26 protein-coding genes and 1 pseudogene are annotated in these 24,519 nt (G+C 61.7%); 14 read left to right on the top strand and 13 right to left on the bottom strand.

Going from position 1 to position 24,519, the window contains the following annotated elements; all coding sequences use genetic code 11:
• Positions 1 to 2 precede the first annotated feature (2 nt).
• Positions 3 to 632: a molybdenum cofactor guanylyltransferase MobA gene (gene mobA, locus J7U39_RS06760; protein WP_210631047.1), complete on the top strand. Its 630-nt coding sequence runs from the start codon at positions 3 to 5 to the stop codon at positions 630 to 632.
• A complete protein-coding gene (gene mobB / locus J7U39_RS06755) occupies positions 629 to 1,150 on the top strand; it encodes a molybdopterin-guanine dinucleotide biosynthesis protein B (RefSeq protein ID WP_210631046.1) in 522 nt (173 codons plus the stop codon). The genes mobA and mobB overlap by 4 nt, the downstream gene beginning before the upstream one ends.
• On the opposite strand, the gene J7U39_RS06750 is transcribed toward mobB, so the two are convergent.
• The 3 genes from J7U39_RS06750 to J7U39_RS06740 form a co-directional block, all read right to left on the bottom strand.
• Positions 1,082 to 3,247 carry a hybrid sensor histidine kinase/response regulator gene (locus tag J7U39_RS06750; RefSeq protein ID WP_210631612.1) on the bottom strand — a complete coding sequence of 722 codons (2,166 nt, stop codon included), beginning with the start codon at positions 3,245 to 3,247 and terminating at the stop codon, positions 1,082 to 1,084. The genes mobB and J7U39_RS06750 overlap by 69 nt on opposite strands.
• Positions 3,222 to 4,733, bottom strand: a complete 1,512-nt coding sequence (locus tag J7U39_RS06745; RefSeq protein WP_210631045.1) for an ATPase domain-containing protein — start codon at positions 4,731 to 4,733, stop codon at positions 3,222 to 3,224. The genes J7U39_RS06750 and J7U39_RS06745 overlap by 26 nt, the downstream gene beginning before the upstream one ends.
• A gap of 150 nt (positions 4,734 to 4,883) precedes the next feature.
• Positions 4,884 to 5,777 (bottom strand): LysR family transcriptional regulator, encoded by an 894-nt coding sequence (locus J7U39_RS06740; protein WP_210631044.1) that lies wholly within the window; start codon positions 5,775 to 5,777, stop codon positions 4,884 to 4,886.
• 147 nt (positions 5,778 to 5,924) lie between these two features.
• On the opposite strand from J7U39_RS06740, the gene J7U39_RS06735 reads away from it, so the two are divergent.
• Positions 5,925 to 6,347, top strand: a complete 423-nt coding sequence (locus J7U39_RS06735) for a cupin domain-containing protein (protein ID WP_210631043.1) — start codon at positions 5,925 to 5,927, stop codon at positions 6,345 to 6,347.
• Positions 6,334 to 6,687 (top strand): annotated as a pseudogene (locus J7U39_RS06730) (aldo/keto reductase); the annotation flags it as partial. The gene J7U39_RS06735 and the pseudogene J7U39_RS06730, both read left to right, overlap by 14 nt.
• A 144-nt stretch (positions 6,688 to 6,831) precedes the next feature.
• Here the strand turns inward: J7U39_RS06730 and maiA are convergent.
• The 5 genes from maiA to J7U39_RS06705 all read right to left on the bottom strand — a co-directional run bounded on the left by maiA (position 6,832) and on the right by J7U39_RS06705 (position 11,517).
• Complete coding sequence (gene maiA / locus J7U39_RS06725; protein ID WP_210631042.1) at positions 6,832 to 7,467, bottom strand: maleylacetoacetate isomerase; 636 nt, start codon at positions 7,465 to 7,467, stop codon at positions 6,832 to 6,834.
• Positions 7,468 to 7,698: 231 nt separating this feature from the next.
• The gene (locus tag J7U39_RS06720; RefSeq protein ID WP_210631041.1) at positions 7,699 to 8,115 is read right to left on the bottom strand and encodes an organic hydroperoxide resistance protein; all 417 of its coding nucleotides are present in this window, start codon (positions 8,113 to 8,115) and stop codon (positions 7,699 to 7,701) included.
• A 178-nt stretch (positions 8,116 to 8,293) separates the two neighbouring features.
• A complete protein-coding gene (locus J7U39_RS06715; protein ID WP_210631040.1) occupies positions 8,294 to 9,616 on the bottom strand; it encodes an ATP-binding protein in 1,323 nt (440 codons plus the stop codon).
• Positions 9,613 to 10,353, bottom strand: coding sequence for a response regulator (locus J7U39_RS06710; RefSeq protein ID WP_210631039.1), 741 nt, complete (start codon positions 10,351 to 10,353; stop codon positions 9,613 to 9,615). The genes J7U39_RS06715 and J7U39_RS06710 overlap by 4 nt, the downstream gene beginning before the upstream one ends.
• 111 nt (positions 10,354 to 10,464) lie before the next feature.
• Positions 10,465 to 11,517 carry an alpha/beta hydrolase gene (locus J7U39_RS06705; protein WP_210631038.1) on the bottom strand — a complete coding sequence of 351 codons (1,053 nt, stop codon included), beginning with the start codon at positions 11,515 to 11,517 and terminating at the stop codon, positions 10,465 to 10,467.
• Positions 11,518 to 11,873: 356 nt separating this feature from the next.
• Here J7U39_RS06705 and J7U39_RS06700 point away from each other — a divergent pair, with 356 nt between their 5' ends.
• Together J7U39_RS06700 and J7U39_RS06695 are read left to right on the top strand one after the other, a co-directional pair.
• Positions 11,874 to 13,649, top strand: coding sequence for a cytochrome c biogenesis protein DipZ (locus J7U39_RS06700; RefSeq protein ID WP_210631037.1), 1,776 nt, complete (start codon positions 11,874 to 11,876; stop codon positions 13,647 to 13,649).
• 46 nt (positions 13,650 to 13,695) lie between these two features.
• Positions 13,696 to 14,454, top strand: coding sequence for an alpha/beta hydrolase (locus tag J7U39_RS06695; RefSeq protein WP_210631036.1), 759 nt, complete (start codon positions 13,696 to 13,698; stop codon positions 14,452 to 14,454).
• A gap of 90 nt (positions 14,455 to 14,544) precedes the next feature.
• Here J7U39_RS06695 and J7U39_RS06690 read toward each other — a convergent pair whose 3' ends face one another.
• A complete protein-coding gene (locus tag J7U39_RS06690) occupies positions 14,545 to 16,752 on the bottom strand; it encodes an OmpA family protein (RefSeq protein ID WP_210631035.1) in 2,208 nt (735 codons plus the stop codon).
• Between the two features lie 332 nt (positions 16,753 to 17,084).
• Between J7U39_RS06690 and J7U39_RS06685 the strand changes: the two genes are divergently transcribed.
• From J7U39_RS06685 to J7U39_RS06670, 4 genes are all read left to right on the top strand, one after another.
• The gene (locus tag J7U39_RS06685) at positions 17,085 to 17,858 is read left to right on the top strand and encodes a transporter substrate-binding domain-containing protein (protein ID WP_210631034.1); all 774 of its coding nucleotides are present in this window, start codon (positions 17,085 to 17,087) and stop codon (positions 17,856 to 17,858) included.
• Between the two features lie 113 nt (positions 17,859 to 17,971).
• On the top strand, positions 17,972 to 18,778 hold the full coding sequence (locus J7U39_RS06680; RefSeq protein WP_210631033.1) for an ABC transporter permease: 807 nt from the start codon (positions 17,972 to 17,974) through the stop codon (positions 18,776 to 18,778).
• Positions 18,775 to 19,605, top strand: coding sequence for an ABC transporter permease (locus J7U39_RS06675; RefSeq protein WP_210631032.1), 831 nt, complete (start codon positions 18,775 to 18,777; stop codon positions 19,603 to 19,605). The genes J7U39_RS06680 and J7U39_RS06675 overlap by 4 nt, the downstream gene beginning before the upstream one ends.
• A 204-nt stretch (positions 19,606 to 19,809) precedes the next feature.
• Positions 19,810 to 20,076, top strand: a complete 267-nt coding sequence (locus tag J7U39_RS06670; RefSeq protein ID WP_011425678.1) for an usg protein — start codon at positions 19,810 to 19,812, stop codon at positions 20,074 to 20,076.
• Here J7U39_RS06670 and J7U39_RS06665 read toward each other — a convergent pair whose 3' ends face one another.
• Entirely contained in the window at positions 20,077 to 20,802 is a 726-nt protein-coding gene (locus J7U39_RS06665) for a DUF2270 domain-containing protein (RefSeq protein WP_210631031.1), read from the bottom strand.
• 113 nt (positions 20,803 to 20,915) lie between these two features.
• Between J7U39_RS06665 and J7U39_RS06660 the strand changes: the two genes are divergently transcribed.
• The 4 genes from J7U39_RS06660 (at position 20,916) to J7U39_RS06645 (ending at position 23,335) form a co-directional block, all read left to right on the top strand.
• A complete protein-coding gene (locus J7U39_RS06660) occupies positions 20,916 to 21,734 on the top strand; it encodes a methyltransferase (RefSeq protein WP_210631030.1) in 819 nt (272 codons plus the stop codon).
• 103 nt (positions 21,735 to 21,837) lie between these two features.
• Positions 21,838 to 22,524 carry a glutathione S-transferase family protein gene (locus tag J7U39_RS06655; RefSeq protein ID WP_210631029.1) on the top strand — a complete coding sequence of 229 codons (687 nt, stop codon included), beginning with the start codon at positions 21,838 to 21,840 and terminating at the stop codon, positions 22,522 to 22,524.
• A complete protein-coding gene (locus tag J7U39_RS06650; RefSeq protein ID WP_210631028.1) occupies positions 22,521 to 22,862 on the top strand; it encodes a metalloregulator ArsR/SmtB family transcription factor in 342 nt (113 codons plus the stop codon). The genes J7U39_RS06655 and J7U39_RS06650 overlap by 4 nt, the downstream gene beginning before the upstream one ends.
• A complete protein-coding gene (locus tag J7U39_RS06645; protein WP_210631027.1) occupies positions 22,859 to 23,335 on the top strand; it encodes an SRPBCC family protein in 477 nt (158 codons plus the stop codon). The genes J7U39_RS06650 and J7U39_RS06645 overlap by 4 nt, the downstream gene beginning before the upstream one ends.
• A 17-nt stretch (positions 23,336 to 23,352) precedes the next feature.
• Here the strand turns inward: J7U39_RS06645 and J7U39_RS06640 are convergent, their stop codons facing one another.
• Genes J7U39_RS06640 through J7U39_RS06630 form a run of 3 tightly spaced genes read right to left on the bottom strand, consistent with a single transcriptional unit; the run spans position 23,353 to position 24,515 of the window.
• A complete protein-coding gene (locus tag J7U39_RS06640; protein WP_210631611.1) occupies positions 23,353 to 23,808 on the bottom strand; it encodes a DUF1801 domain-containing protein in 456 nt (151 codons plus the stop codon).
• 34 nt (positions 23,809 to 23,842) lie between these two features.
• On the bottom strand, positions 23,843 to 24,310 hold the full coding sequence (locus J7U39_RS06635) for a DUF1801 domain-containing protein (protein ID WP_210631026.1): 468 nt from the start codon (positions 24,308 to 24,310) through the stop codon (positions 23,843 to 23,845).
• Between the two features lie 10 nt (positions 24,311 to 24,320).
• Positions 24,321 to 24,515: a hypothetical protein gene (locus J7U39_RS06630; protein WP_210631025.1), complete on the bottom strand. Its 195-nt coding sequence runs from the start codon at positions 24,513 to 24,515 to the stop codon at positions 24,321 to 24,323.
• Between the last annotated feature and the right edge of the window lie 4 nt (positions 24,516 to 24,519).

Genomic DNA, 24,519 nt, shown 5'->3' with positions numbered 1-24,519 from the left:
TGATGACTGAATTCCCGCTCGACAGATCCGATATAGCAGGCGTCGTGCTGGCCGGCGGCCGCTCGCAACGCATGGGTCGCGACAAGGCGGAGGTGATGCTCGGAACCGAGAGCCTGCTTCGCCATGTACTGCTCCGTCTCTCGCAGCAGGTCATCTCCGTTGCCGTTAACGCCGACGCAGTCGCCGAGGACGTGCCGGTGGTTCCCGACCGCATTCCTGGCAAGGCCGGGCCGATGGCCGGCATCCACGCGGCCATGGTCTACGGCGCCGGCCTTCCCGCGATTACCCATGTCGTCACCGTCTCGGTGGATTGCCCGTTCTTTCCCACCGATCTCGTCGCCCGCCTGGCCGCAGCCCTGGCGCGGCCGTCGCAGATCGCCATTGCCGCCTCCGAGGGCCGCAATCATCCCGTCTTCGGTCTCTGGCCGGTGACACTGGCAGCCGATCTGGAAGCCTGGATCGCTACCGACGAGAAACGCCGCGTGCGCGACTTCCTGTTGCGGCATGACGTTACGGAAGTGGACTTTCCGCTGCATCCGACCCGCGCCAGCCTGCTCGACCCCTTCTTCAACATCAACACGCCTGACGATCTCATCGAGGCGCAACGCTGGCTGGAGGCCCTGCGCACATGACCGCACCGAAAATCTTCGGCATTGCCGGCTGGAAGAACTCGGGCAAGACAGGGCTTGCCGTCCGGCTGGTGACGGAGTTCACCCGCCGCGGCTACCGGATCTCGACGATCAAGCATGCGCATCATGATTTCGACATCGACAAAGTCGGAGCCGACAGCTACCGCCACCGCCAGGCCGGCGCCCACGAGGTCACCATCGTCTCCGGCACGCGTTATGCCATCATGCATGAGCTGCGCGGCGCGCCCGAACCCGCGTTCGAGGAGATTCTCGCGCGTCTCGCCCCCTGCGATCTCGTGCTGATCGAAAGCTACAAGCGCGAGCCGATCCCGAAGATCGAGGCTCGCCGCCTGGAGGCCGCCAATCGTGAAGCGTTGGCGCCGAGCGATCCCAATATCTGCGCCATCGCCGCCGATCATACCGTCGGGGATACGGCCCTGCCCGTCTTCGATCTAGACGATACGGGCGCCATCGCCGATTTCATCGCAGCGGTCGTCGGCCTTGGCCGGGCGAGGCCCTGAAGCACCGGCGCCGCTGCCACATCTGAGACCCGGCGCCGCTTCGCCTGTCACCGCCTTGCTGATTTCCTTGGCAAGCTGCGCCTGATTATAGGGCTTTCCCAATCTCGGAAGATCGATATCGGTGCCGGCGGGTAGATCGGCATAGCCAGTTGCCAGCACGATTGGCAGCGCTGGCAGGATGTCCCGCGCGGCTTCAGCGAGCTGTGCGCCGGTCATACCGGGCATCGAATAATCGGTGATCATCAGATCGAAAGGCTGGCCGCTCCTGATCAGATCAAGCGCCTGCGAGCCGGAATTTGCCTCGATGACCTCGTGGCCGAGATCTTCGAGCATGTCGACCGAACTCATGGCGATCAAGGCATCATCATCGACCAGAAGGATCTTCAGTCTGGACGCGGCCTGCGGGACGGAGAGCTCCGCCTCGGCCAGCAGCACGGGGCGCCGTTCGGTCGCCGGAAGCCACAACTCGGCGGTCGTTCCCACCCCAAGCTCGCTTTTCAGAAGGAGTGCGCCATTGAGCTGAACGGCAAGTCCGTGGATCATCGATAGACCCAGACCCGTGCCCTTTCCGAGTTCCTTGGTCGAGAAGAACGGATCGACGGCCTTCTTCAGCGTCTCCGCGTCCATGCCGGTGCCGCTGTCGGCCACCGCCAAGACGAGGTAGGCCCCCTCGCCGAGATCGGCGCCATTGCCGACGACCTCTTCCTCGCGCAGCGAGATGGACAGCCTTCCCCCCTCCGGCATCGCATCGCGGGCATTGACCGCAAGGTTGAGCAGCGCCAGTTCGAGTTGGTTCGCGTCAACAAGCGCCGGCGGCAGCCCATTCGGCAGGAGGGTCTCGATGCTGACCGAGGGTCCGACCGAGCGCCGTAGCAAGTCGTTCATCCCGGAGACGAGCTCGGTCAGATCGACGGGCCTGACCTGCAGATCCTGCTGCCTGGCGAAAGCCAGCAGGCGCTGCGTCAGCGCCGCTCCCCGACGTGCACCCTGGAGCGCACCCTCCACCAGACGTGTGGCCTTGGCATCTCCCGCAACGTGCTTGCCGAGCAGCTCCAGATTTCCGAGAACTACCATCAGCAGATTGTTGAAATCATGCGCGACGCCACCAGTGAGCTGGCCGATCGCTTCCATTTTCTGGGATTGGCGAAGCTGCTCCTCGGCTCTCTCGCGCTGGGCGACTTCTTCGAGCAGTGTCTGGTGGGCGGCGTTGACCTCTCTGGTCCGCTCCCTGACGCGTTCTTCGAGGTTTTCGTTGAGACGTCTCAGATTCTCCTCGGCCGCCTTGCGGGCGGTGGTATCGGAGCAGACGCCTACGAGTTTCCTGGCGGAGCCATATTTGCCTGCATAGAGCTGCGCGTGAACCTCGGTCCAATGCAGCGATCCATCCGGCCAGATCGTCCGGTGCGCGATCGAATAGTCGCGTCCGGTGTCTATCGTCTGGCGCAGGCGCGCCTGCACGAGATCCCTGTCGCCGGGATGAATGCTTGCAATCAGCTCGTCGTACGTCACCTCCTCATCCGGCTCTCGGCCGAAGATGGCTTTGCACGTCGCCGAGACGGACAAAGCCATCGACGATAGTTCGAGCTCCCACGCCCCGAGACGGCCGGCGGCGAGCGCCGTCTGCAATCGCCGCTCACTTTCGCTCAAAGCCTCGAGCCGTGCGCGCGCCTCATATTGGCGCAGGCGCCCCTTCAACGCGGTACGGGCGATGCTGATGAAGGAAGTCGCATGGAACGGCCGCTCCAGGAAGGTGACGTTGCCGAGAACCTCGGAAAGCCTGGCAGCGGATGGATTTCGCTCAGGCCCCCCGCCGCGGGTGGTGAGCACGATGAACGGCAGGTCCGACCAGCTCGGCTGGGCCGAAACCCAGGCGGCGATCGGCTCGAGGTCGCCCGAGCGAACGGCCTCTTCCGTCAGGACACCAAGCGCGATGTCATCGCTGAGCGACGACGCAAACATGGAAAGGTCGGCGGCGGCGATCGAGGCCAGTCCGGCCTCGTCGACCAGCGAAACCGCCACCCAGGCATCACGGCCGGCGGGCGTGTAGATCAATGCTTTCGGTTTGCCGGAATTAGGAATCGCCGCCATCCCCGCCATCGGTCGACAGGAGCGGCGCCGACGTTCCGATGAATTCGGGAACGCCACGAAGGACGCCTTGGAACCCGACGAGAGGATCTCCGAACGTCAGGCCGGAACTGTCGATGCGATACTCCCGGATGGTATCCTCATGAAAGCCGGTCCTCTTCTTGATCACGGAGACGGCGCGGCGCACCTTTCCGGCAGCCTCGAAATAACGCAGCAGAATGACGGTATCGGCGAGATAGGTAACGTCGACAGGTGACTTCATGTCACCGACCAGCCCGTGCTGGGCAACGGTGAGGAAGGTGTTGGCGCCTTGCCTGTTCAAATACTGCAGCAATTCATGCATGTGAAGGATCAGTGAATTCTCATCCGGCATCGAAGCCTGATAACCGTTAATGCTGTCGATGATGACAGTTTTCGCATTCGACTTGTCGACGCAGTCCCGCACGCGGTGGGCGAATTCGCCCGGCGACAGTTCGGCGGCATCGAGCTGTTCAATATGGACCTGGCCCGCGTCCCTCATCGCTTCGAGATCCATTCCAAATGCCTTCAGCCGGGCAAAGAGCAGACTGAGCTCCTCGTCGAAAATGAAGGCCGCCGCTTTCTCGCCGCGCGCAACCGCTGCTGCCAGGAACTGAAACGAAAAAGTGCTTTTTCCTGTGCCGGCAGGACCGAGGATGAGGGTACTGGAACCTCGCTCCAGGCCGCCTCCTAAAAGAAGGTCCAGTTTCGGGATATTGCAGGAAATCCGATCGCGGAGGTAAGTCGATTTGTGTTCGGCGGCGACCAGGCGCGGAAACACCATGACGCCGCCGGTCTGGATGATGAAATCGTGATAACCGCCTCGGAAGGCCTGTCCACGATATTTGACGACCCTCAGACGGCGGCGTTCGGAGCCGTAGCTCGGCGCAAGTTCCTCAAGATGGATGACACCGTGCACGACGCTGTGCACCGTCTTGTCGAGTACGTCAGACGTTAGGTCGTCGAGCAATAGGACGGTTGCTCCCTGCCGGGCAAAATAATGTTTGAGCGCCAGGATCTGCCGGCGATAGCGGAGCGAGCTTTGCGCAAGCAGCCTGATTTCCGACAGGCTGTCGAGCACGACGCGCTGTGGCTTTACCCGCTCGAAAGCCGCGAAGATTTCCTTCGTCGTCTCGCCCAGTTCGAGATCCGACGAATAAAGCAGGCTCTGCTGCTGGTCGGAGTCCAGCAGGCTTTCTGGAGGCACGACTTCGAAGACCTCGATATTGCCGTCGATCACCATGCCATGCGACGCCGCACCCGCCCGTAATTCGCTCTCGGTTTCGGAAAGGGTGATGTAGAGCCCCTGTTCGCCAAGCCGTGCGCCTTCGATCAGAAACTGCAGCGCAATGGTGGTCTTGCCTGCTCCCGGATTTCCCTCGAGGAGGAACACATGGCCCGCCGAAAGCCCTCCCGCCAGAATTGTATCCAAACCGGACACTCCGGTCCGGGCTTTCGCGGCAGGCAGCGCAGTATTCATTCATTGTTTCCTTCATTTTCAAGTGTGAATTAGTGGGGAGTGATGGAATGTCAAATCGCCGGCACTGCAGGTTTTCACCCCCGGCAAAACGCCTCTCATAGTGTTACAGCAAGCATGGACAACCGCTTGTTGGGGACCCGAATCCGCCAACTATCCTCGATAGCGAAGCGTATCGACGATGAGAGCGAAAGCCGCCGAGGCGTGCCGGCGGCTTGGATAATAGAGATGGTAACCGGGAAACGGCGGACACCAGTCTTCGAGCACGCGCACCAGCCGCCCATTCGTTAGATGCGCCTGCACGGCGTCCTCCGGCAGATATGCCAGCCCTAGCCCGGCGAGCGTCGCATTCAGCCTGAGCGCGATATTGTTGAAGGTCAATTGTCCCTCGACGCGAACCTTCAACTCGTGCCCGGCCCGCTCGAATTCCCATGCATAAACACTGCCATAGGTCGGCAGGCGGAGATTGATGCAATTGTGCTCGGTAAGATTCTGCGGCGTCAGCGGTTTTGGGCGCCCTTCGAAATAGGCGGGGGCACCAACCACGGCCATGCGCATGTCCGGACCGATGCGCACTGCAATCATGTCTTTCGCCACCTGCTCCCCCAACCGCACGCCCGCATCGTAGCGTTCCGCGACAATGTCGGTCAGGCCGTAATCGACGATGATCTCGACATTGATATCGGGATAATCAGGTAGGAGCCTTTCCAGGGCGGGCCAGAGGATGGCATCCGCCGCATGTTCGCCGGCGTTGATGCGGATACTGCCGGCCGGCTTCTCCCGAAATGCGCTCAGGGCGGCAAGCTCGAACTCGATCTCGTCGAGCCGCGGACCAATGGTGAGAAGCAGCCTTTCACCGGCCTCCGTCGGCGAGACGCTGCGCGTCGTACGTGTCAGCAATCGCAAACCAAGCCGCTCCTCAAGCCCCCGGATAGTATGGCTGAGCGCCGACTGCGACACACCCAGCCTCGCCGCCGCCTTCGTGAAACTCTGTGCGCGGGCAACGGCAAGGAAGACGATCAGATCATTGACGGCAGGACGCGGCATTCATGAAACTTTCTCATAGGTCCTTGCCATGACTACCATCTAATCGCCACCAAAGGCACGCGCTAAATATCGGTCATCGCAGGACGAAGACATGCGCCACGGGGTGGACGAACCGTTCCACAAGCTCAGACACAGGAAAGGACGATCATGGAAATCAAGCGAAGCGGCTCGCAGCCTTCAGCCAAGGGACCGGCGGACTGGTTCACCGGCACGGTGCGCCTCGATCCTCTCTTTCAGCTGACCCACCCGGCACGCGCGGCTGGCGCCAGTGTCACTTTCGAGCCCGGCGCGCGGACCGCCTGGCACACCCATCCTCTCGGTCAGACGCTGATCGTCACATCCGGCTGCGGCCGCGTGCAGCGCGAAGGAGGGCCAATCGAGGAGATCGGCGTTGGCGACGTCGTCTGGTTCTCCCCCGGTGAACGCCATTGGCATGGCGCATCGCCGACGACGGCAATGACCCATATCGCCATCCAGGAACAGCTCGATGGCAAGGTCGTCGACTGGATGGAGCATGTCACCGACAGTGAGTATCAGGCTTGGAAGGCAAACGGCTATGGAGAAGCGTGAACTTGGAAGGAGCGGTCTCGAAGTCTCGGGGATCGGTCTCTGCTGCATGGGGCTGAAGTATTTATGACCCGGGGAAAGACATTCAGGAAGCGGTCGCGCTGATCCGGAAGGCGTTCGAACGCGGCGTGACCTTCTTCGATACTGCCGAGGCCTAGGGACCCTATAGCCACGAAGAGCTTTAGGAGAGGCGCTTGCTCTCTTCCGCAGCGAGGTGGTGATCGCCACGAAATTCGGCTTCGACTTCGATGCCAATGGCGGCCAGGGTGGGATGAACAGCCGGCCGGAACAGATCCGCGCGGTTACCGATCAGGCGCTGAAGCGTCTGAAGACCGATGTCATCGCCGAGGATCTCGCCGATATCGAAAGCGCGCTCGCCACCATCAAGGTGGAAGGTGACCGGTATCCCGCGCATCTGCAGGCAAGGGTCAACCGCTCAAAAGAAAAACGACCACCTTCTTTGACGGCCGCTTCTTGATTGACCGCATCACCGTCGCGGCGCCGGCGCGTTCTCCTGGAAAGCCGGGATCGCCTCCAGCTTGGCGACAATCGCCGAGATATTGGGCCACCGGGCGAGATCGAATCCCATGCGCCGGGCGCTAACCGCTTGCGGAAAAAGGAAGATATCGGCAATGCTTGGCCGGTCGCCGACGGCGAAGGCGCCTTGCCTGCGGCCGGCAATCATCGTTTCCACAGCCGCCATTCCCTCACCGACCCAGTGACGGCTCCATGCGGCGACCGCATCGGCATCGGCGTTGAAGGTGCTTTTGAGATGCAGGCCGATCCGCGGCGGCAGCAGCGCATGGATCTCGGCTGCGATGGCAAGTGCAATCGAGCGGGCCAGCGCCCTATCCTCCGCCGTGTCAGGCAACAGCGGCGGCTCAGCCTCGATTTCCTCGAGATACTCGATGATCGCCAGCGATTGGGTGATGAGGATGCCGCTATCCGTCAGCAAGGCCGGCACCAGCCCCTGCGGATTGATCTTGCGGTATCCGGCCTGCCGGCTCTCGGCTTCCTCGCCAAGAATGGTGACCGGCAACGCCTCGGCCGTCAGCCCCTTCAGGCCGAGCGCGATCCTGACGCGCGACGTCGCCGAGGAGATTTCGTTCTGATAGAGCTTCATTGTCTTTCTCCCTCATGGCCTCGGATGAATGGCCGCCCTTGCGCCGCGGAAGCTGCCGATGCCGCTTTCACCAGGCCTGCAAGCGGCGAAGGCTCCTGCGAGCTTATGTCGTAGATGCAGGGTGCGGCAAACACTGCCGCCCCCAGCACGCAGATGATCATCAATCTCATTTTATCCTCCGTCGGCGAGGCCCCGACTGGCCTCGCCCTTTGTGCTTTCGGCTCCTGCCCGTCAGGCAATGCTCAATTCGACTTGGATATTGCCGCGTGTCGCCTTCGAATAGGGGCAGGTCCGGTGCGCCTCATCGACGAGCGCCTTTGCGACATCCGCTTCGATGCCAGGCAGGCTGACCTTAAGGCGGGCCTGCAGGAAATAGTCGCCATCGGTTGTGCCGAGATCGACCTCGGCATTGACGGCGGTCTCTGCCGGCACCTTGACCTTCAACTTGCCGGCGGCAATGCCGATCGCGCCGATGAAGCAGGCCGACCAGCCGGCTGCGAAAAGCTGTTCGGGATTGGTGCCGGGCTGGGCGCTGCCGGGAGGCGAGAGCCTGATGTCCAGCTCTCCGTCATCGCTCTGCGAAGCGCCGTCGCGCCCGCCGGTGGTGCGGGTTCTGCCGGTATAAAGAACCTTGTCGATCTTGGTCATGGAAACACTCCTTGTTGCGTCGCTTCATGCGACTGGCCGCTACTGCGGCCGGGTTGACGGAGTTGGTTTGATGGATCGATATATCCGGCATGTTTCCGGAAACGGCCGAAATGTCACAAAACGTAGCATCCGGCGTCCACGACATTTTCGCGTACAAAACATTCTGATAGTTTTGACATCACCGAATGGTGACTTCAGCCGCCAGTCCGCCACCCGAGCGATTGTAGAGCTTCAGAGATCCGCCGATCTTCGCCGTCAGCTGCTGGGCAATCGCCAGCCCGAGACCTGTGCCGCCGGTCTCGCGGTTGCGAGATTGCTCGAGCCGGAAAAAGGGCTGCATCGCGGCTTCGAGCATATCATCCGGGATGCCGGGTCCGCGATCCATGACGCTGATGACGACGGAATTGTCAGCGCCGCGCTCGACGCTGAGCTCGGCGGCGCCGGCAAACTTCAAGGCATTGTCGATGAAATTCGATAGGATGCGGCGAAGGGCGTGCGGCCTGGTGAAGGCGGCGCCTTCAACCAGCCCGACGACCGTCACGGCCTTTCCTGTGTCCTGATAGTCGTAGGCTATGCTGTCGATAAACGATGCTAAATCGATGCGAGTGTTCTTTTCCCCGTTGCCGTGTGCGCTGCGCGCATAGGCGATGCCGTCCTGGACGAGGCGCTGGATCTCGGCGAGATCATGCACCAGCTTGTCCTTCTCGGGTGAATCCTCCGCCATGTCGGCGCGCAGCCGCATCCGGGTGAGCGGCGTCTGCAGATCATGCGAGATCGCCGCCAGTATCTGGACCCGTTCCTCGAGATAGTGGGCGATCCTCTCCCGCATCGCATTGAATGCTCTTGCCGCATGCGCCACCTCGCTAGGCCCGGCCTCACTCAAAGCCTGACCGTCTTTATCAGGATCGAGTGCATCGGCGGCAGCAGCGAGTTCGCCGAGCGGCCGGATCGCCTGGCGGACGGCAAACCAGGTGCAGAGAATGAGCAGCGCCATTTGGATTGCGAAGACGTAAGGCAGCCATGCGGCGATCGGCATGACGCCTCTCGGCGTGACATCGATCGTCAGAGGCGTTCCGTCGCTCAGCGTCAGATGCGCCTGCAGCCGGTTCACCTCACCCGGAATCCGTTCGATGCGGATGGGAAAGCGATGCCCGGCGGCCGCCTCTATTTTTCCTGCGATCTCCCTCGCCTTGCTGGAGCTGTCGGGCACACCGGCCAGGCCGGGTCCGAGCTCGAAACGGTAGTTGCCGCGGCTCAGCCAATCCAGCAGGTCGCCGCGCTCACTTGCCGGAAGTCGGTCGAGAACGGCAATCGATGTCGCGACGTCGTTCTCCAGCGTGCCGAGCATCACCGCCTTGGCCGACATGTAGCGCTCCATGTAGAGCACGCTGAAGGAGAGCCCATAGGCGAAGGCCAGGCCCACCAAAAGAATGAGGAAGATCCGCGATCTGAGCGTTCTCGGCCACATCAGGCCCGATAGCATGGGGATATCAGCCCTCATCGGCGCGGCTCCGAAATTTCGACCGGAACCGAGAAGACATAACCTTCGCTGCGAACCGTCTTGATATAGGTCGGCTCGCGCGCATCTTCCCCGAGACGCTGCCGCAGGCGGCTGACGAGAAGATCGATCGAGCGGTCGAAGAGTTCGGCGTCACGGCCCTGCGTCAGGCTCAGAAGCTGGTCGCGGTTAAGCACCCGTTGCGGATGGTCGATGAAGACACGAAGCAGGCGGTATTCGGCGCCGCTCAGCGCAATCGCGGTCCCGTCCTTGTCGAGAAGATGACGGGCGACAGTATCGAGCCGCCAGTCGCCGAAGGTCAGCAATTGACCCGCCTCACTGATCTGCAGGTTGGGCGGCAGCATGCGCGTACGCCGCAGCACCGCCTTGATGCGGGCAAGAAGCTCGCGCGCCGCAAAGGGTTTGGCAAGATAGTCGTCGGCGCCCAACTCCAGCCCGAGGATCCTGTCCATATCGTCGGTGCGGGCCGTCAGCATCAGAATCGGGATCGCCTTGTGCCGGCCGGCGCGCAGTTCCCGGCACAGCACCAGTCCATCGTCGCCGGGCATCATAACATCGAGCACGATCAGATCGACGGCATTGGCTTCCAGAAAACTGCGCAACTGGCGCCCATCCGCGGCAACACTGGTCCTGAGGCCGTTCTTCTGCAGATAGCCCGAGACCAGCTCGCGAATTTCACGATCGTCGTCGACGATCAGGATGTGATCGACATGATCCATATTGCCTATTCCTCAACGATTGCGGCCGCGCCCGCCGCCTCGCTCTTGTCGAAGTGCCAGACGCGACCTACGCATATTCCGCCCGCGTGAGCAACGAAGCTTTGCCGCCAATCAGAAGCGGTCGACGTCGATGACCGCCCGGGCGAAGGCCTGCGGCGCCTCCTGCGGCAGATTGTGGCCGATGCCGCCGCCGATCGTGCGGTGTTCGTACCTGCCGGAGAATTTTCCGGCATAGGCGGAGGGCTCGGGATGCGGCGCACCGTTTGCATCGCCTTCCATGGTGATCGTCGGCACCGAGATCAGCGGCAGGGCGGCAAGCTTCTTCTCATAGGCATCATATTTCGCCTCGCCTTCGACAAGCCCCAGGCGCCAGCGGTAATTGTGGATGACGATATCCACATGGTCGGGATTGTCGAAGGCGGCCGCCGATCTGTCGAAAGTCGCATCGTCGAAATTCCACTTCGGCGATGCCGTCTGCCAGATGAGCCTTGCGAAATCGTGAGTGTTGCTCCGATAGCCCAGGCGGCCGCGTTCGGTGGCGAAGTAGAACTGGTACCACCAGGCAAGTTCCGCCTTCGGTGGAAGCGGTTTCTTGTTGGCCTCCTGGCTGCCGATCAGGTAGCCGCTGACCGAAACCATCGCCTTGCAGCGCTCGGGCCACAGCGCGGCCATGATATTGGCAGTCCGCCCGCCCCAGTCGTAGCCGGCAACGACAGCCTTTCCGATCTTGAGCGCATCGAGCAGGGCGATCATGTCGGCGGCAAGCGCCGAAGGCTGGCCGTTGCGCGGTGTCTTGTCATCGAGGAAGCGGGTCGTGCCGTAGCCACGCAGATAAGGCACGATCACTCTGTAGCCGGCGGAGGCAAGCAGCGGCGCGACGTCGACAAAGCTATGGATGTCATAGGGCCAACCGTGCAGCAGCAGCACGACCGGACCATCGGCCTTTCCGGCCTCGGCATAACCGATATCGAGCACATCGGTCTTGACCTGCTTCAGCGCTTCGAATGACGCATTGGTCCCGGCCTTTACGTCAGGCAGCGCGGCGCTGGAAGACTGCGGCAGTTGGGCTGCGGCCGCTCCGGCCACGCCGAATTCGACGGCTGCAAGCGCGATTGCCGTCATGCCAAAGAAACGGCGGCGATGATGATTGATTTGCTCTGACATCGGTCTCTCCTGTCGAATGGATCACGGCGCTGAGATGACGTTCGGCTTGTATCGGCCATATGTCACAGGCTGCGGTTTTTGAATGCGAGTGTAACCTCCGCCTGCCGAGATACATTCTGATACAAAAGCGCCGCCTCGGCAGGGCATGGGCGGACGGTCGCAGTTTTCGCCGCCGCCTCTGCGGATAGGCAGTTTGTATTCGTTTGTATCGTCCGCGCTCCAGCGCAATAGTTCGGTACATTTTCCCGTCAAACCAGACACATCGGAGATACCTCCGCCCGGCTATCTCGCCGCCGTTGCTGGTTCGGGCCCATCGCCGTCCAGAGCCCGATCAAACGGTTTCAAAGGAAACGATGATGACACTTCTGATCATTGCCTATCTCGGAGGCGTGCTGACCATTCTCAGCCCTTGCATCCTCCCTATCCTCCCCTTCGTCTTCGCCCGCTCCGGCCAGCCTTTCCTCAAGAGCACGCTGCCGATGCTAGCGGGCATGGCCGCCACTTTCGCGCTGGTCGCGACGCTTGCCGCGGTCGGCGGCAGCTGGGCGATCCGTGCCAATGAATATGGCCGGCTTGCCGCGATCGTCCTGCTCGCGCTCTTCGGAGTGAGCCTGCTTTCGCCCCGCTTCGCAAGCACGCTTGCCCGCCCGATCGTCGATCTCGGCAACAATCTACTGAACGCCAGCGGCGGCGGACGCACTGCGCCGACGGTCAGGAGCGCGCTCATCCTCGGCGTCGCCACCGGCCTGCTCTGGGCGCCCTGCGCCGGACCAATTCTCGGCCTCGTGCTGACGGGCGCGGCATTGCAGGGCGCCAACCTGCAGACAACCGCCCTCTTGATCGCCTATGCCGCCGGTGCTGCGACCTCGCTTGCCGTCGCCTTGCTGGTCGGCGGTAAAATCTTCGCCGCGATGAAGCGCTCGCTCGGCCTTGGTGATCGAATCCGCCAGGCTGTCGGCGCTGCCGTGTTGGCGGGCGTGGCGGTTATCGCGCTCGGTCTCGACACCAGCCTGCTGGCGCGGCTTTCCTATGCCAGCACTGCCTCGCTGGAACAGGCCGTTCTGGACAGGCTGCATGCCAGGCCGGCGGGGGGCACGCCCTCTGAGGTGGCGAGCAACGACAAGATCATTCCCGCGGCCGATGGAAGCAAGCCTTTCCGCAGTGATCTGCCCGTCGAAGCTTATGCGCCTTCGTTCGACGGCGCGGTCGAATGGCTGAACTCGAAGCCTCTGACCAAGGAGCAGCTGCGGGGTAAGGTGGTTCTCGTCGACTTCTGGACCTATTCCTGCATCAACTGCATTCGCACCATTCCCTATGTCAGTGCCTGGGCGGAAAAATATGCGGATCAGGGCCTGGTCGTCATCGGCGTGCACGCCCCGGAATTTGCCTTTGAGAAGACGATCGACAATGTCAAGAAGGCTGTCGGCGACTTTCGGATCGGCTATCCGGTTGCGATCGACAATGACTACAAAATCTGGCGCGCCTTTGAAAACAGCTACTGGCCTGCCGCCTATCTGATCGATGCCAAAGGCCAGATCCGCTATCACCATTTCGGCGAAGGCAATTACGGCAGGACCGAAAAAGCCATCCAGGATCTGCTGCGCGAAGCGGGCAGCCAGATGGCGGAAACGGCACCGGTTGCGCCCGCTGCCAAGGGCGTGGAGGCAGGTCCCGACCTCGCCAATATCCGGTCCGGAGAGACCTACCTCGGCTACGGGCAGGCCGAAAATTTTGTCTCGCCCGAAGGGCTACAAGCCGATATGCCGCAGAACTACTCGATCACCGAGCCCGGCATTAACGCATGGGGCCTGTCCGGCACCTGGACCATCGGTAAGGATCAGGCAACGCTCGATGAGGCAGGCGGCGGCATCGCCTATCGTTTCAGCGCCCGCGATCTGCATCTCGTTCTCGGACCCGGCGCCGACGCCAAACCGATCCGTTTCCAGGTGAGGCTCGACGGCAAGGCGCCGGGACCCGATCATGGCTCCGACATCGATGCCGACGGCAACGGCACGGTCACCGGAACGCGGCTTTACCAACTCGTTCGCCAGGCCGGCGCCGTCGCAGCCCGCACCTTCGAAATCCGCTTCCTCGATCCGGGCGTCCAGGGCTACGCCTTCACCTTCGGCTGAACCTCAAGATTCCCGCCCCGCAACGTCAACCACAAGGAGTGACCCCATGAACAAGCATCTGACTTTCATCGCAAGCCTGGCCTTTGCCACCGCCGGAATCGCTTTTGCGGCCGAGGCTGCCGCGGTCAAGAACATCGTGATCGTCCACGGTGCGCTGGCCGATGGCTCTGGATGGCGAAAAGCGACCGATATCCTCGAAAAGCGCGGCTTCAACGTCACCATCGTCCAGGAGCCTCTGACATCGCTCGATGACGATGTGGCGGCAACGAAGCGGATTCTCGACCTCCAGGAAGGACCGACGCTGCTCGTCGGCCACAGCTATGGAGGCATGGTCATCACCGAAGCCGGCAACAATCCAGGCGTTGCGGGCCTCGTCTACGTCGCCGCCTTCCAGCCAGACAAGGGGGAAAGCCTGCTGAGCCTCGCCAGCTCGAAGCCGGCCGGCAGTATGGACATCAAGGAAACTGAGGACGGCAAATATCTTTACCTCGACCCCGGCGCCTTCGCCGCGGCTTTCGCGGCCGACCTGCCGAAAGCCGAAGCCGATTTCCTGGCAAGATCGCAGGTCTTCGCCGCCAAGCAGGCCTTCTCGACCAAGATCGGAGAGCCGGCATGGCGAACGAAGCCGAGCTGGACGATCGTCGCCACCCAGGATCGCTCCATCAATCCCGAACTGGAGCGTGACATGGCGAAACGAGCTGGCAGCGAAGTGACCGAGATCACGGCCAGCCACGCCGTCTTCGCATCCCAGCCGGAAAAAGTCGCCGACGTCATTGAAAAGGCGGCTGCGAAAGCCGGCCGATAGAGAGGGGTAAGACAAGAGCGCGCCCCCTTCTCCCGGCGGGAGAAGAGGAGGTCAGCGCCCCTCCCTGAGACCGGGGAGGGGCGGAAGCAGCTACTGGTTGGCGGCGACCGGACGCACCAACGGAGTGACGCGGCGGATGGTGACGCGGCGGTTTTCCTGTTCGGGGCCCGACGTGTTGACCTTCAAGTAACGTTCGCCGTAGCCCTGCGTCGCCATGTTTTCCGGCGGAATGCCATAGACGTCGGAGAGCACATTGGCGACCGATTCCGCCCGCTGGTCGGAGAGGACCAGGTTGCTCTGGTCGGAACCGACAGCATCCGTATGGCCCTCGATCAGGAAGGTCTCGCTCGGATCTTTCTTCAGCACCTGGCTGATCGCGTCGGCGACCTTACGCAATGTGCGCGCCTGAGTCATCGGGATCTCCGCGCTGCCGGTCGCAAAGGTGATCGTATCAAGATCGATTCGGCGGACCTTGTCGCGAATACGAGCGGAATACTTCACCTCATTCAGCGAATAGACACGCTCCACCGGCTCGACGGGAGGTTCGCTCAGGAACTCGTAATAGTCCCTGTCCGGATCGCTGCGAGTATCGATGATGTATTCGTTGAGTGGCACGCGCAGCCGCATCGGCGGCAAGTCGGCACCCGCATCCTCGAAATAGTCGCGGTCCGGATCCTCATAGAGATCGGGCGAATAGTAGAGAACGTCCTCACGCCCGCGGGCATCGACGCGCGACCGCTGGATGATGTCGCCGTAGCGGTTGCGGATCGTGACGATGCGGTAACCCTCCGGTCGCGCAATCGTCTCGCGGTAACGGTCGCCCGGGAGCTCTTCGTAGATCGGCCGTTCGCCGTCGCGCAGGAACCGCCTGTCGTCGTCGCTGCGCACGATCACCTGATTGTTGTACTGAATGATCACGCGATTGTCGTCAGTCTGGTCGTCGACACGCGCCCCGTCCGGGCGAACGAATTGCGGCCGGGCGTCGAGTCTGGTTCCTTTCTCGCTAGTCACCGCCTCGAGCTTGACCGTCGGTGCCCTATCCGCGGTGGCGGCCTGCGCCTCGGCATCAGAGGTCGGCACCTTGAAGTCCTTGCTCTCGGCGCGCATCTTGTCGCGGTCGCGGCGGACTTCCCTGCCCTTGCTGCGGTCGGCATCCTTATCGCTGTCGAGCACGGCCGCACCGTTTTCAACCGGCAGGACAACGGTCTCGTTGCTCTTGGCCGGATCTTCGGCAATCTTCTTGCGGCGCTGCAGCTCTTCCGGCGAAACCTTTTCAGGCGCGGGAATGGCCTGCTCCGCCTGCTGACCGCCGCTGGCTTCAGGCAGCGGCTGGGCCGCGCCGGTGGCGGGTGCTGCCGGCTGTTCGCCGGCGGGCTGTTCGCCTGCAGGTTTCGCCGCCATGCCTTCCTTCGGTTTTTCGGCCGGAGCGGCTTCCGGGGCAACGGCCTTGTCCTGGGTCGCCTTGTCTTGGGTCGCCTTGTCCTGGCTCGCTTTATCTGCGGGCGCCACAGTCTCGCCGGCTGCGGGCTTCTTTTCGGCCGGCGCTTCGGCTGTGGGTTTTGCCTCCGGCTTGGCTTCGGGCTTGGCCTGTTCTTCGGTCGGCGTCACCGCCTCGGGAGCGGCTGTCTCGGCCTTGCTCTTGCCTTTATCGCGGGGGCGCTGCTTTCCTTCCGGCTTGGCCTCCGGTGCAGCCTGCTCCGTTTGCGGCTGGGCCTCCTTTGCGGCTGGCTGCTGCGCCTCGGGCTCGGCCTGCTGAGCCTCAGGCTTCTTGGGTTTTTTCGGCTTTTCCTGCGTTACCGGCTGCTGTTCTTGCTGCGGCGCGGCCTCCGGCTTTGCCTCGGGCTGAGCCTCCTGTTTGGCTTTCCGCGCGGGCTTGCTTTCGGGCTGTTCCGCCGGCGCCTCTTTCGGCGCCTCGGCTTTCGGTGACGCGGCCTTGGGTTCGGGTGCTGCCTTGGGTTCGGGCGCGGCCTTGGGTTCAGGCGCCGGAGCCTCCTTGGGTGCTTCGGCCTTCGGCTTTTCCGCAGGTGCTTCCTTTGGCTTCTCGGCGGCTGGCGCCTGTTCGGCTGGGGCCTCCTGCTTCTCCTTGTGCTTTTTCTTCTTCAGCAGCTCTTCTTCGGAAGGTGCATCCTCGGGCGCATCCTGCGCCACTTCGAAGCTCCCCTGTTCGACTTGCCGCGCGGCGGCTGCCTGCGTCTCAGCGCCGCGCACGGCGGCCATCGCCGACACCGGCTGCAGCGCCAGCGAGAGGGAAAGCAGCGGAAAAGCCGCGCTTGCGAACAATCTTGATTTCTTGCCCATCGGGTTTCCTCGATCCTGTTTGAGCTTCCTGAAGGCCGACAGGCCCTAGTTCCGCCCCTAGCGTCGCATTGAGGCGAAACGGCGAAATGGCAAAGCGCCAACCCGCCGATTTGTTCCGGTTCTAGGAAGCCGGGGATTAACCTCAGGTGAATGTAGCGGTCTGCCGCCGTTCATCTCGCCTGCTGTTTGCGCCGCGAATAGCCCGGGAATTTCTGTTGCATTTCCATGAAAAAAAGTCTGATTATCGCCGCAAGGCGGTGCCCGTCACCGTTGAACAGCAGCCGTCAGCCCAAGAGAAAAAAGCGCGATGGCTACCAACAGAGAGGATCCTCATGCATATCTCCACCCGTATCTTCGCGGCAGCCTCGCTCGCGGCAATGTCGCTCTTTGCCGGCTCCGCCATGGCCGATGGCGAGAAATACGTGATCGGCACCGATTCGACCTATCCGCCCTTCGAATTTGTCGATGCCAGCGGCACCATCCAGGGCTTCGACATCGATATCGCCAAGGCGCTCTGTGCCGAGATGAAGGCCGAATGCTCCTTCGTCAGCACCGATTGGGACGGCATCATTCCGGCGCTGAACGCCAAGAAGTTCGACATGATCGTCTCCTCCATGTCGATCACGCCCGAGCGCCTCAAGCTCGTCGACTTCTCCAACAAGTACTACAACACCCCTCCGGCCATCGCCGTACCGAAGGATTCGAAGATCACTGACGTTGCCGGCCTCAAGGGCAAGGTGATCGGCGCACAGACTTCCACGACGCATGCCAACTACGCCGAGAAGCACCTCGCCGACACCGAGCTGAAGCTCTACCCCACGGCCGACGAATACAAGCTCGACGTTTCCAGCGGCCGTGTCGATGCTGTCATCGACGACGTCGTCGTTCTCTCCGAATGGGTCAAGTCCGACGCCGGTGCCTGCTGCAAGATCCTGACGACCCTGCCGGTCGACAAGGAAATCAACGGCAACGGCGCCGGTATCGCCATCCGCAAGGGCGACCCGCTGAAGGAAAAGCTCAACACCGCGATCGCTGCGATCCGCGCCAGCGGTGAGTACAAGAAGATCCAGGACAAGTACTTCGATTTCGACGTTTACGGCGAATAAGAAATTCGGTATCTGGCCGATCAAGCGAATGGCGGAAGGCTTGCTCTTCCGCCATTTTTGTTTGACAAAGGTGGCAAGATCAAAACGGCAAAAGCCGTGAGGGGAATTCACGCATGGGCGGATTGTTTTCCGCGCTCGGCTCCTTCTGGAGCTCACTTGTGCACATTTTCGATCCGCTATGCGGACCCGTCGGCATCTTCACCTGGTTGGGTCCGTCGACGATCATAGCCTGTGGCGACACCGGCTGGGGCGACGAGATCGCCCTTGGCCTGCAGGTCACCGTATCGGTGGCGATCGTCACCCTGCCGATCGGCCTCGTCATCGGCTTCCTCGTGGCTCTCGGCCAGCAGTCGGAAGAAAAATCGCTGCGGCTGGCGGCCGGCATTTACACGACTATCTTCCGCGGCCTGCCGGAGCTTTTGACGCTCTTCATCATCTATTACGGCATGCAGATGCTCATCCAGTCTCTTCTGGAGCTTGCCGGCTATGTCGGGCCGCCGGTCGAGATCAACGCCTTCCTGGCCGGCGTGATCGCTCTGTCGGTTGTCTTCTCCGCCTATTGCTCGGAAGTATTGCTTTCGGCTTTCCGCGCCATTCCCAAGGGCCAATATGAGGCAGGAGATGCGCTCGGCCTGCATCGCGGCCGCACGCTACGGCTCGTCATCCTGCCGCAACTCGTTCGCATCGCCCTTCCCGGTCTGACGAACCTCTGGATGGTGCTCCTGAAGGACACCTCCTACGTCTCGATCATCAGCCTTGCCGATATCCTGCGCCAGACGAGCGTCGCAGTGCGGGTGACCAAGGAGCCGTTCTTCTTCTATGGCATTGCCTGCTGTCTCTATCTGGTGCTCGCCATTCTCTCCTCCTTCCTGCTTATCTATGTCGACCGCTGGGCCAAACGTTCGGATGTCCGCCGATGAGCTACGCTGAGACATTGATCCCCCCGCAGCCTGCGCCCCGCGAGGTGGCAAAGCCGGTCACAGTGGCACGCCTGTGCGGCTACGTCTTCGTTGCGGTCTGGGCTCTGCTTGCCGCGCTGCTGATCTTCACCGTCATCAATGGCTGGGATCCGGACAAATTCACTCGCTACGGACCGCGTTATCTGCACGGACTCTGGGTAACCCTCAGTCTGGTTGCCATCTCCGTCGTTTGCGGCGCCATCCTGTCCCTGCCGCTCGCCATGGCCCGGCTGTCGAAGAACCGGGCTCTTAACTGGTTCGCCTATGGCTATATATATTTCTTCCGCGGCACGCCGCTGCTTGCCCAGCTGTTCCTGGTCTATTACGGCCTCGGCGTCTTCCGCCCGCAGCTGGAAGCCGTTGGCATCTGGTGGTTTTTCCGCGAAGCCTGGTATTGCGGCCTCTTTGCCATGACGATCAATACGGCGGCCTATCAGGCGGAAATTCTGCGCGGCGCGATCGAAAGCGTGCCGCATGGCCAGCGCGAAGCAGCAGCAGCCCTCGGCATCCATAAGACCATCGCCTTCCGCAAGATCATCCTTCCGCAGGCCTTCATCGTGGCGCTTCGCCCCTACGGCAACGAGATCATCCTTTTGATCAAAGGCTCGGCGGTCGTCGCCATCATCACCGTCCTCGATCTGATGGGCGAAACCCGTTACGCCTTCTCCCGCACCTTCGACTACCAGACCTATCTCTGGGCAGCGATCTTCTACCTCACCATTGTCGAGGCGCTACGCCATCTCTGGGCCTGGATCGAGCGTCGACTGACGCGGCATCTCAAGCGCTGAGCATGAAGGGCAAAAGTGTATCGCGGTTTTGGGATTGCTAAAGAAGCGTGGCAGCACTCGTATTATCATGCTGCCAAACCGTTGAAAACAAAAAACAATACTTCCTTCGCAACGTATCTGTTAAGCTTGCGTTAACCATTCGCGTGCTTCCATTTCACGTGGCGCTAATAAAGCGCGAGTGGGAACGAGAAGAAGCTGAATACGATGCACAAGGACATGGAAAAGCAACTGCAGGGTTACGGTCTGACGACCGCCCAGATCCTCTACCACCTCCCGGATCACCCGACGATCCTGCAGACCTATGTCTGGCAGGATTATGATCTGGCACCCGACTTTCCCGAGATGCGGGGCTTCCTTAAATTCTGGCAGGAGAAGCTCGACGGGCCGCTGCATTCAGTGCGCTACGTCCACCGCAAGCTGATCTCGGCGACAGAGTGGCGGGCGTTGAAGGGCGAGTTCATCCTGCATTGATCACACATGCGCCTCGCCATGGCCGAATTCGCCTTCGTCCCGGTCTGGACGCAGGGCGAAATAGAGCATGCCCAGGTAAAAGGTGACGACGATCGAAATGACCGCAAGGCCGGGGAGTGGCCCGAGCACGGCATTGTCGATGACATAGGCCCAGGACTGCGCCTGCAGCGCCGGCGCGCCCTCCGTCTGCAGTTTTGGCGTCGAGATCTTCAGGCACCAGGCAAGCAGCAGGATTAAATACATCCAGCCGTAATTGCGTTTGAGCCGCCGATGCATCGCTTCTCCATAACTGAGCAGAAAGCGCGGATGACGCAGGCTGTTGGCAATCACCGCGGCCCATTCGCTGCCGGCCGCAGCGTTCGGCGCCATGATCTGCGCGAAATAACAGCGCTCGACCTGCCGGATTCGGGCGCGGTAGATATCAAAGAAGCGGTAGCGCCGCGCCTCGATCATCAGAAGCAGCGTAATCAGCATCACGCCGAACAACAACACGCCGTGATGCGAGCTTGGTGTCGACAACGACACCGAAAGCAGCGCCGCGACCACGGTGATCGCCCAGTTGGACGTCCGGTCGATGCGGTCGCGCCAGCTCGTCATCCGCCCGAGTTCGCCGCGGTAATAATGGCTGAGCGTATTGGTGATCTCGCCCGGCGTCGTGGGCAGCAGCAAGGGGCGCTCGCCCCCTTCTTTCCTTGCCGGTGGCACCCTGTCGTGCTCCGCTTTCATGGCGTTTCCTCCCATCGTCTTCTTTTTGGCCATTCTGCGCCTGTTGCCGCGCCATTGCAAAACTTCGAAAGCCGCCGTAGAGCCATGCCTGAAACAGAAGGACATGCACCGCGATGGCAAAGAAGATCGACGAAGAAGCCCTTGCCGAGGCCTACAATCGTGCACTGGCGCTGGAGAAATCAGGTGATGTCGAGGCGGCCGTAGCGGCCTACGAGGACGTTTTGGCGATCGATCCCGAGGACCACGGCGGAGCCGCCGTGCGCATCGCGGCGATGGGCCGCGGCGAAACCCCGGTCAAGGCGCCCGACGCCTATGTCGAGACCCTGTTCGATCAGCATGCCGAGGTCTTCGAGGACGTGCTCGTCGAGCAACTCGGCTATCACGTGCCGATGCTGGTGCGCCAGCGCCTGCAGGCATTAAAGCTCGGGCCGTTCAAGCGTTTGCTCGATCTCGGCTGCGGCACCGGTCTCACAGGCGGCGCGCTGCGCGAGCTGTGCGAGGACATGACCGGCATCGACATATCGGAGAAGATGGTCGAGATCGCCCACGAAAAAGATCTTTACGAGACGCTCTTCGTCGCCGAGGTTGAGGATTTTCTCGACGACAATGACGAGGACGCTTTCGACCTCATCACCGCCACAGACGTGCTGCCCTATCTCGGCGCGCTCGAACCGCTCTTCTTCGGCGCCGCCGAAAATCTGACGCCGGGCGGCCTGTTCATTTTCTCCTCGGAGACCCTGCCTGACGAATTGCTTGCCGGCCGCCCCTACATGGTTGGACCACACCAGCGCTTTGCCCATGCCGACGCCTATGTGAGAGAACGGCTGACGGCCACCGGTTTCGCGCTTGTCGAGATATCCGACATCAACGTGCGCATGGAAGACGGACAGCCGACGCCGGGCCATCTGGTGATCGCCAGATACATCGGCTGAAGATAATAGTTTCACGATCGGTGAACTATCTGTTGCGCGATGCCTGCGGACCTGATAGTTAGTCAGTCGGCAAAGTTTTCAGCCAGACAGGAAAGGTCGCCGCATGTCGCTCGTCTTTTATGGGCATCCGCTCGCCTCCTTCTGCCACAAGGTGCTGATCGCGCTTTATGAAAACGAGACCCCCTTTGAGAACCGTATCGTCGATCTGTCCGACGAGGCCTCATGCGCCGATCTCTTTCGCTTCTGGCCTATCGGCAAGATGCCGCTGCTCCGCGACGAAGCCCGGGACAGCACCATCCCCGAGACTTCGATTATCATCGAATATCTCGATCACTATTATCCCGGCGCCGTGCCCCTGCTGCCGCTGGAGATCGACCGGGCACTGCAGGTCCGTCTCTGGGACCGCTTCTTCGACCATTATGTCCAGATGCCGATGCAGACGCTGGTCAGCAATCGCCGCCGCCCTGAAGGCAAGGCGGACGAAATCGAGATGACCGCTTCCCGGGCAACGCTGGCCACGGCCTATACCATGATCGAAAAACAACTGGGCGAAAGCCCTTGGATAACCGGCGAAGCGTTCACCATGGCCGACTGCGCCGCAGCCCCCTCTCTCTTCTACGCCGAGACGCTGGTTGCGTTTTCATCAGATCAGCCGAAGCTTCGCGCCTATTACGAGCGGCTGCTGGCGCGCCCGTCCTTCGCCAGGGCGCTGGAAGAGGCCCGCCCCTATTTCAAGTTCTATCCCTATCACGACAGACTGCCCGCCCGCTTTCGGGATGAAGCGGAATGATCGAAAGCCAGGCGGATCTCGACCGCATGTTCCACGCGCTTTCCGACCGCAGCCGCCGCGGCATGATCGACCGGCTCGGCCGCGGCCCGGCCTCGGTCACCGAACTGGCCGCTCCGCTCGCCGTCGCCCTGCCGACGGTGATGAAACATCTGCAGGTGCTGGAGGAGAGCGGGCTCGTCCTCTCCGAAAAATCCGGCCGAGTGCGGACCTACCGGCTGCAGCAGGATGCGCTCGCCGCTGTCGAACGCTGGGTGGAACAGCGAAAGACCCGTTGGACCGCCGCCTTTGACGGGCTGGATCAATTTCTCGCCGATGAGCCGGAGACACTCCCCGAATGACGATACGATCTGCCGAACATGCCACCTTCGTCATAGAACGCCGCCTGACGGCACCCGTCGCCCGGGTCTTCCGCGCCTGGTCGACGCCGGAGTCCAAGCGGCAATGGTTTGCCTGCCACGGCGAATGGGTACCCATAAAATACGCGCTCGATTTCAGGCCGGGCGGTACAGAGAGGAACTATACCGCCGACACCGAGGGGCTTCTGCACGCCTATGACGCCCACTACATCGATATCGTCCCGGATACTCGCATCATCTATGCCTATGAGATGAAGCTCGGGGAAAGCCGCATCTCAGCCTCGCTCGTCACCGTCGCCTTCGACACCGAAGCCAGCGGAACCAGAATGGTCTTCACCGAGCAAGTGGTTTTCCTCGACGGCTACGCCGACAACGGCGCCCGCCTTCAGGGCACAGAAATCGGCCTCACCAATCTCGAACTCTTTCTCGAACGCGAGGCAAGCCCAATTCACTAACGCGGCCGGATGAAGCGTCACACGCTGCTTGATTTCTTCCGCGAACCGGCCGCCCGCACCGACGCATTTAGCGCCGCGGCGGCTCGAATGAGCGCCTTCAGCGCCTCCTCGTCGATCTCGTCGCCTTCATGAAGGTCGATGGCCCGCCGGGTGTTGCCGTCGAGACTGGAGTTGAAAAGGCTTTTCGGATCCTCAAGCGAGGCTCCCTTGGCGAAGGTAAGCTTGACCACGCTCTTATAGGTCTCACCGGTGCAGATGATGCCGGCGTGCTCCCACACCGGAACGCCTCGCCATTTCCATTCCTCGACCACTTCGGGCTCGGCCTGCTTGATGAGCGCGCGGACCCGCGCGAGCACGTCGCCGCGCCAATCCTTGAGTTCCTCGATCCTCGCATCAATCAGTTGAGAGGGAGAGGCTTGCCCGGTCCCTTCCTCGGAATCGATTTTCTTCATGGTGGCCGTCGTCTTCTTCATATTTATCGTTCTCCCATCGCCGCGCATCAAAACCTCACACCCGTTCGCCCGGCAAACGGCTCGCCTGCTCTACCCAGGAGGCGATCTGCGCCTCGTCGAAAGGGTCGTCCTCGCGTATGTCGAGGTAGCGCACCTCTTTCTGCTTGGACTCGCCTGGCGGTAGGGGATGCAGCGACGCACCCTTGAAGAAAGCCACCTTGACATAGCTGGCGTAGCAATGGACGCCGAGGAACCAACCTTGCCCTTCCATGCCGTAAAAGGGCGAGTTCCACTTGACCGCCTTGCAGACGCCGGGCACGGTTCTGCTGATCAGCGCATCGAGGCGACGCCCGATCTCACTTTTCCAGTCCGGCATGGCGGCGATATAGGCTTGCACGGGCGCATCGCCGTAACCCTTGGGGATTTGCGGGTTGCCGCCCGACAGAAGCTTCGGCGCGGCGACCGCCGGTTTGGCAGTCTCTTTCATGACTTTCTCCGCACCCTGCGACGTTTTGCCCGCCATGGATCACCTCCTATCCGCCGATGCATCCCACGCGCCGTTTCGCGGCATAGGGCAGCACAAACAGGCCGAACGGCAGCAACGCCAAGAGCCCAACCCAGACCGCCGACTTCTCCTGCACCATGGCGATGATATTGACGATGACGATCAGCGTAAAGGCAATCGACAGCCAACGGTGGACCTGCCGACACCAGTTGTTCCGGTTCAATGAA

The sequence above is a fragment of the Rhizobium sp. NLR16a genome (genome assembly GCF_017948245.1).
Taxonomy (GTDB): domain Bacteria; phylum Pseudomonadota; class Alphaproteobacteria; order Rhizobiales; family Rhizobiaceae; genus Rhizobium.
This window is presented reverse-complemented; position numbering and strand designations above follow the sequence as displayed.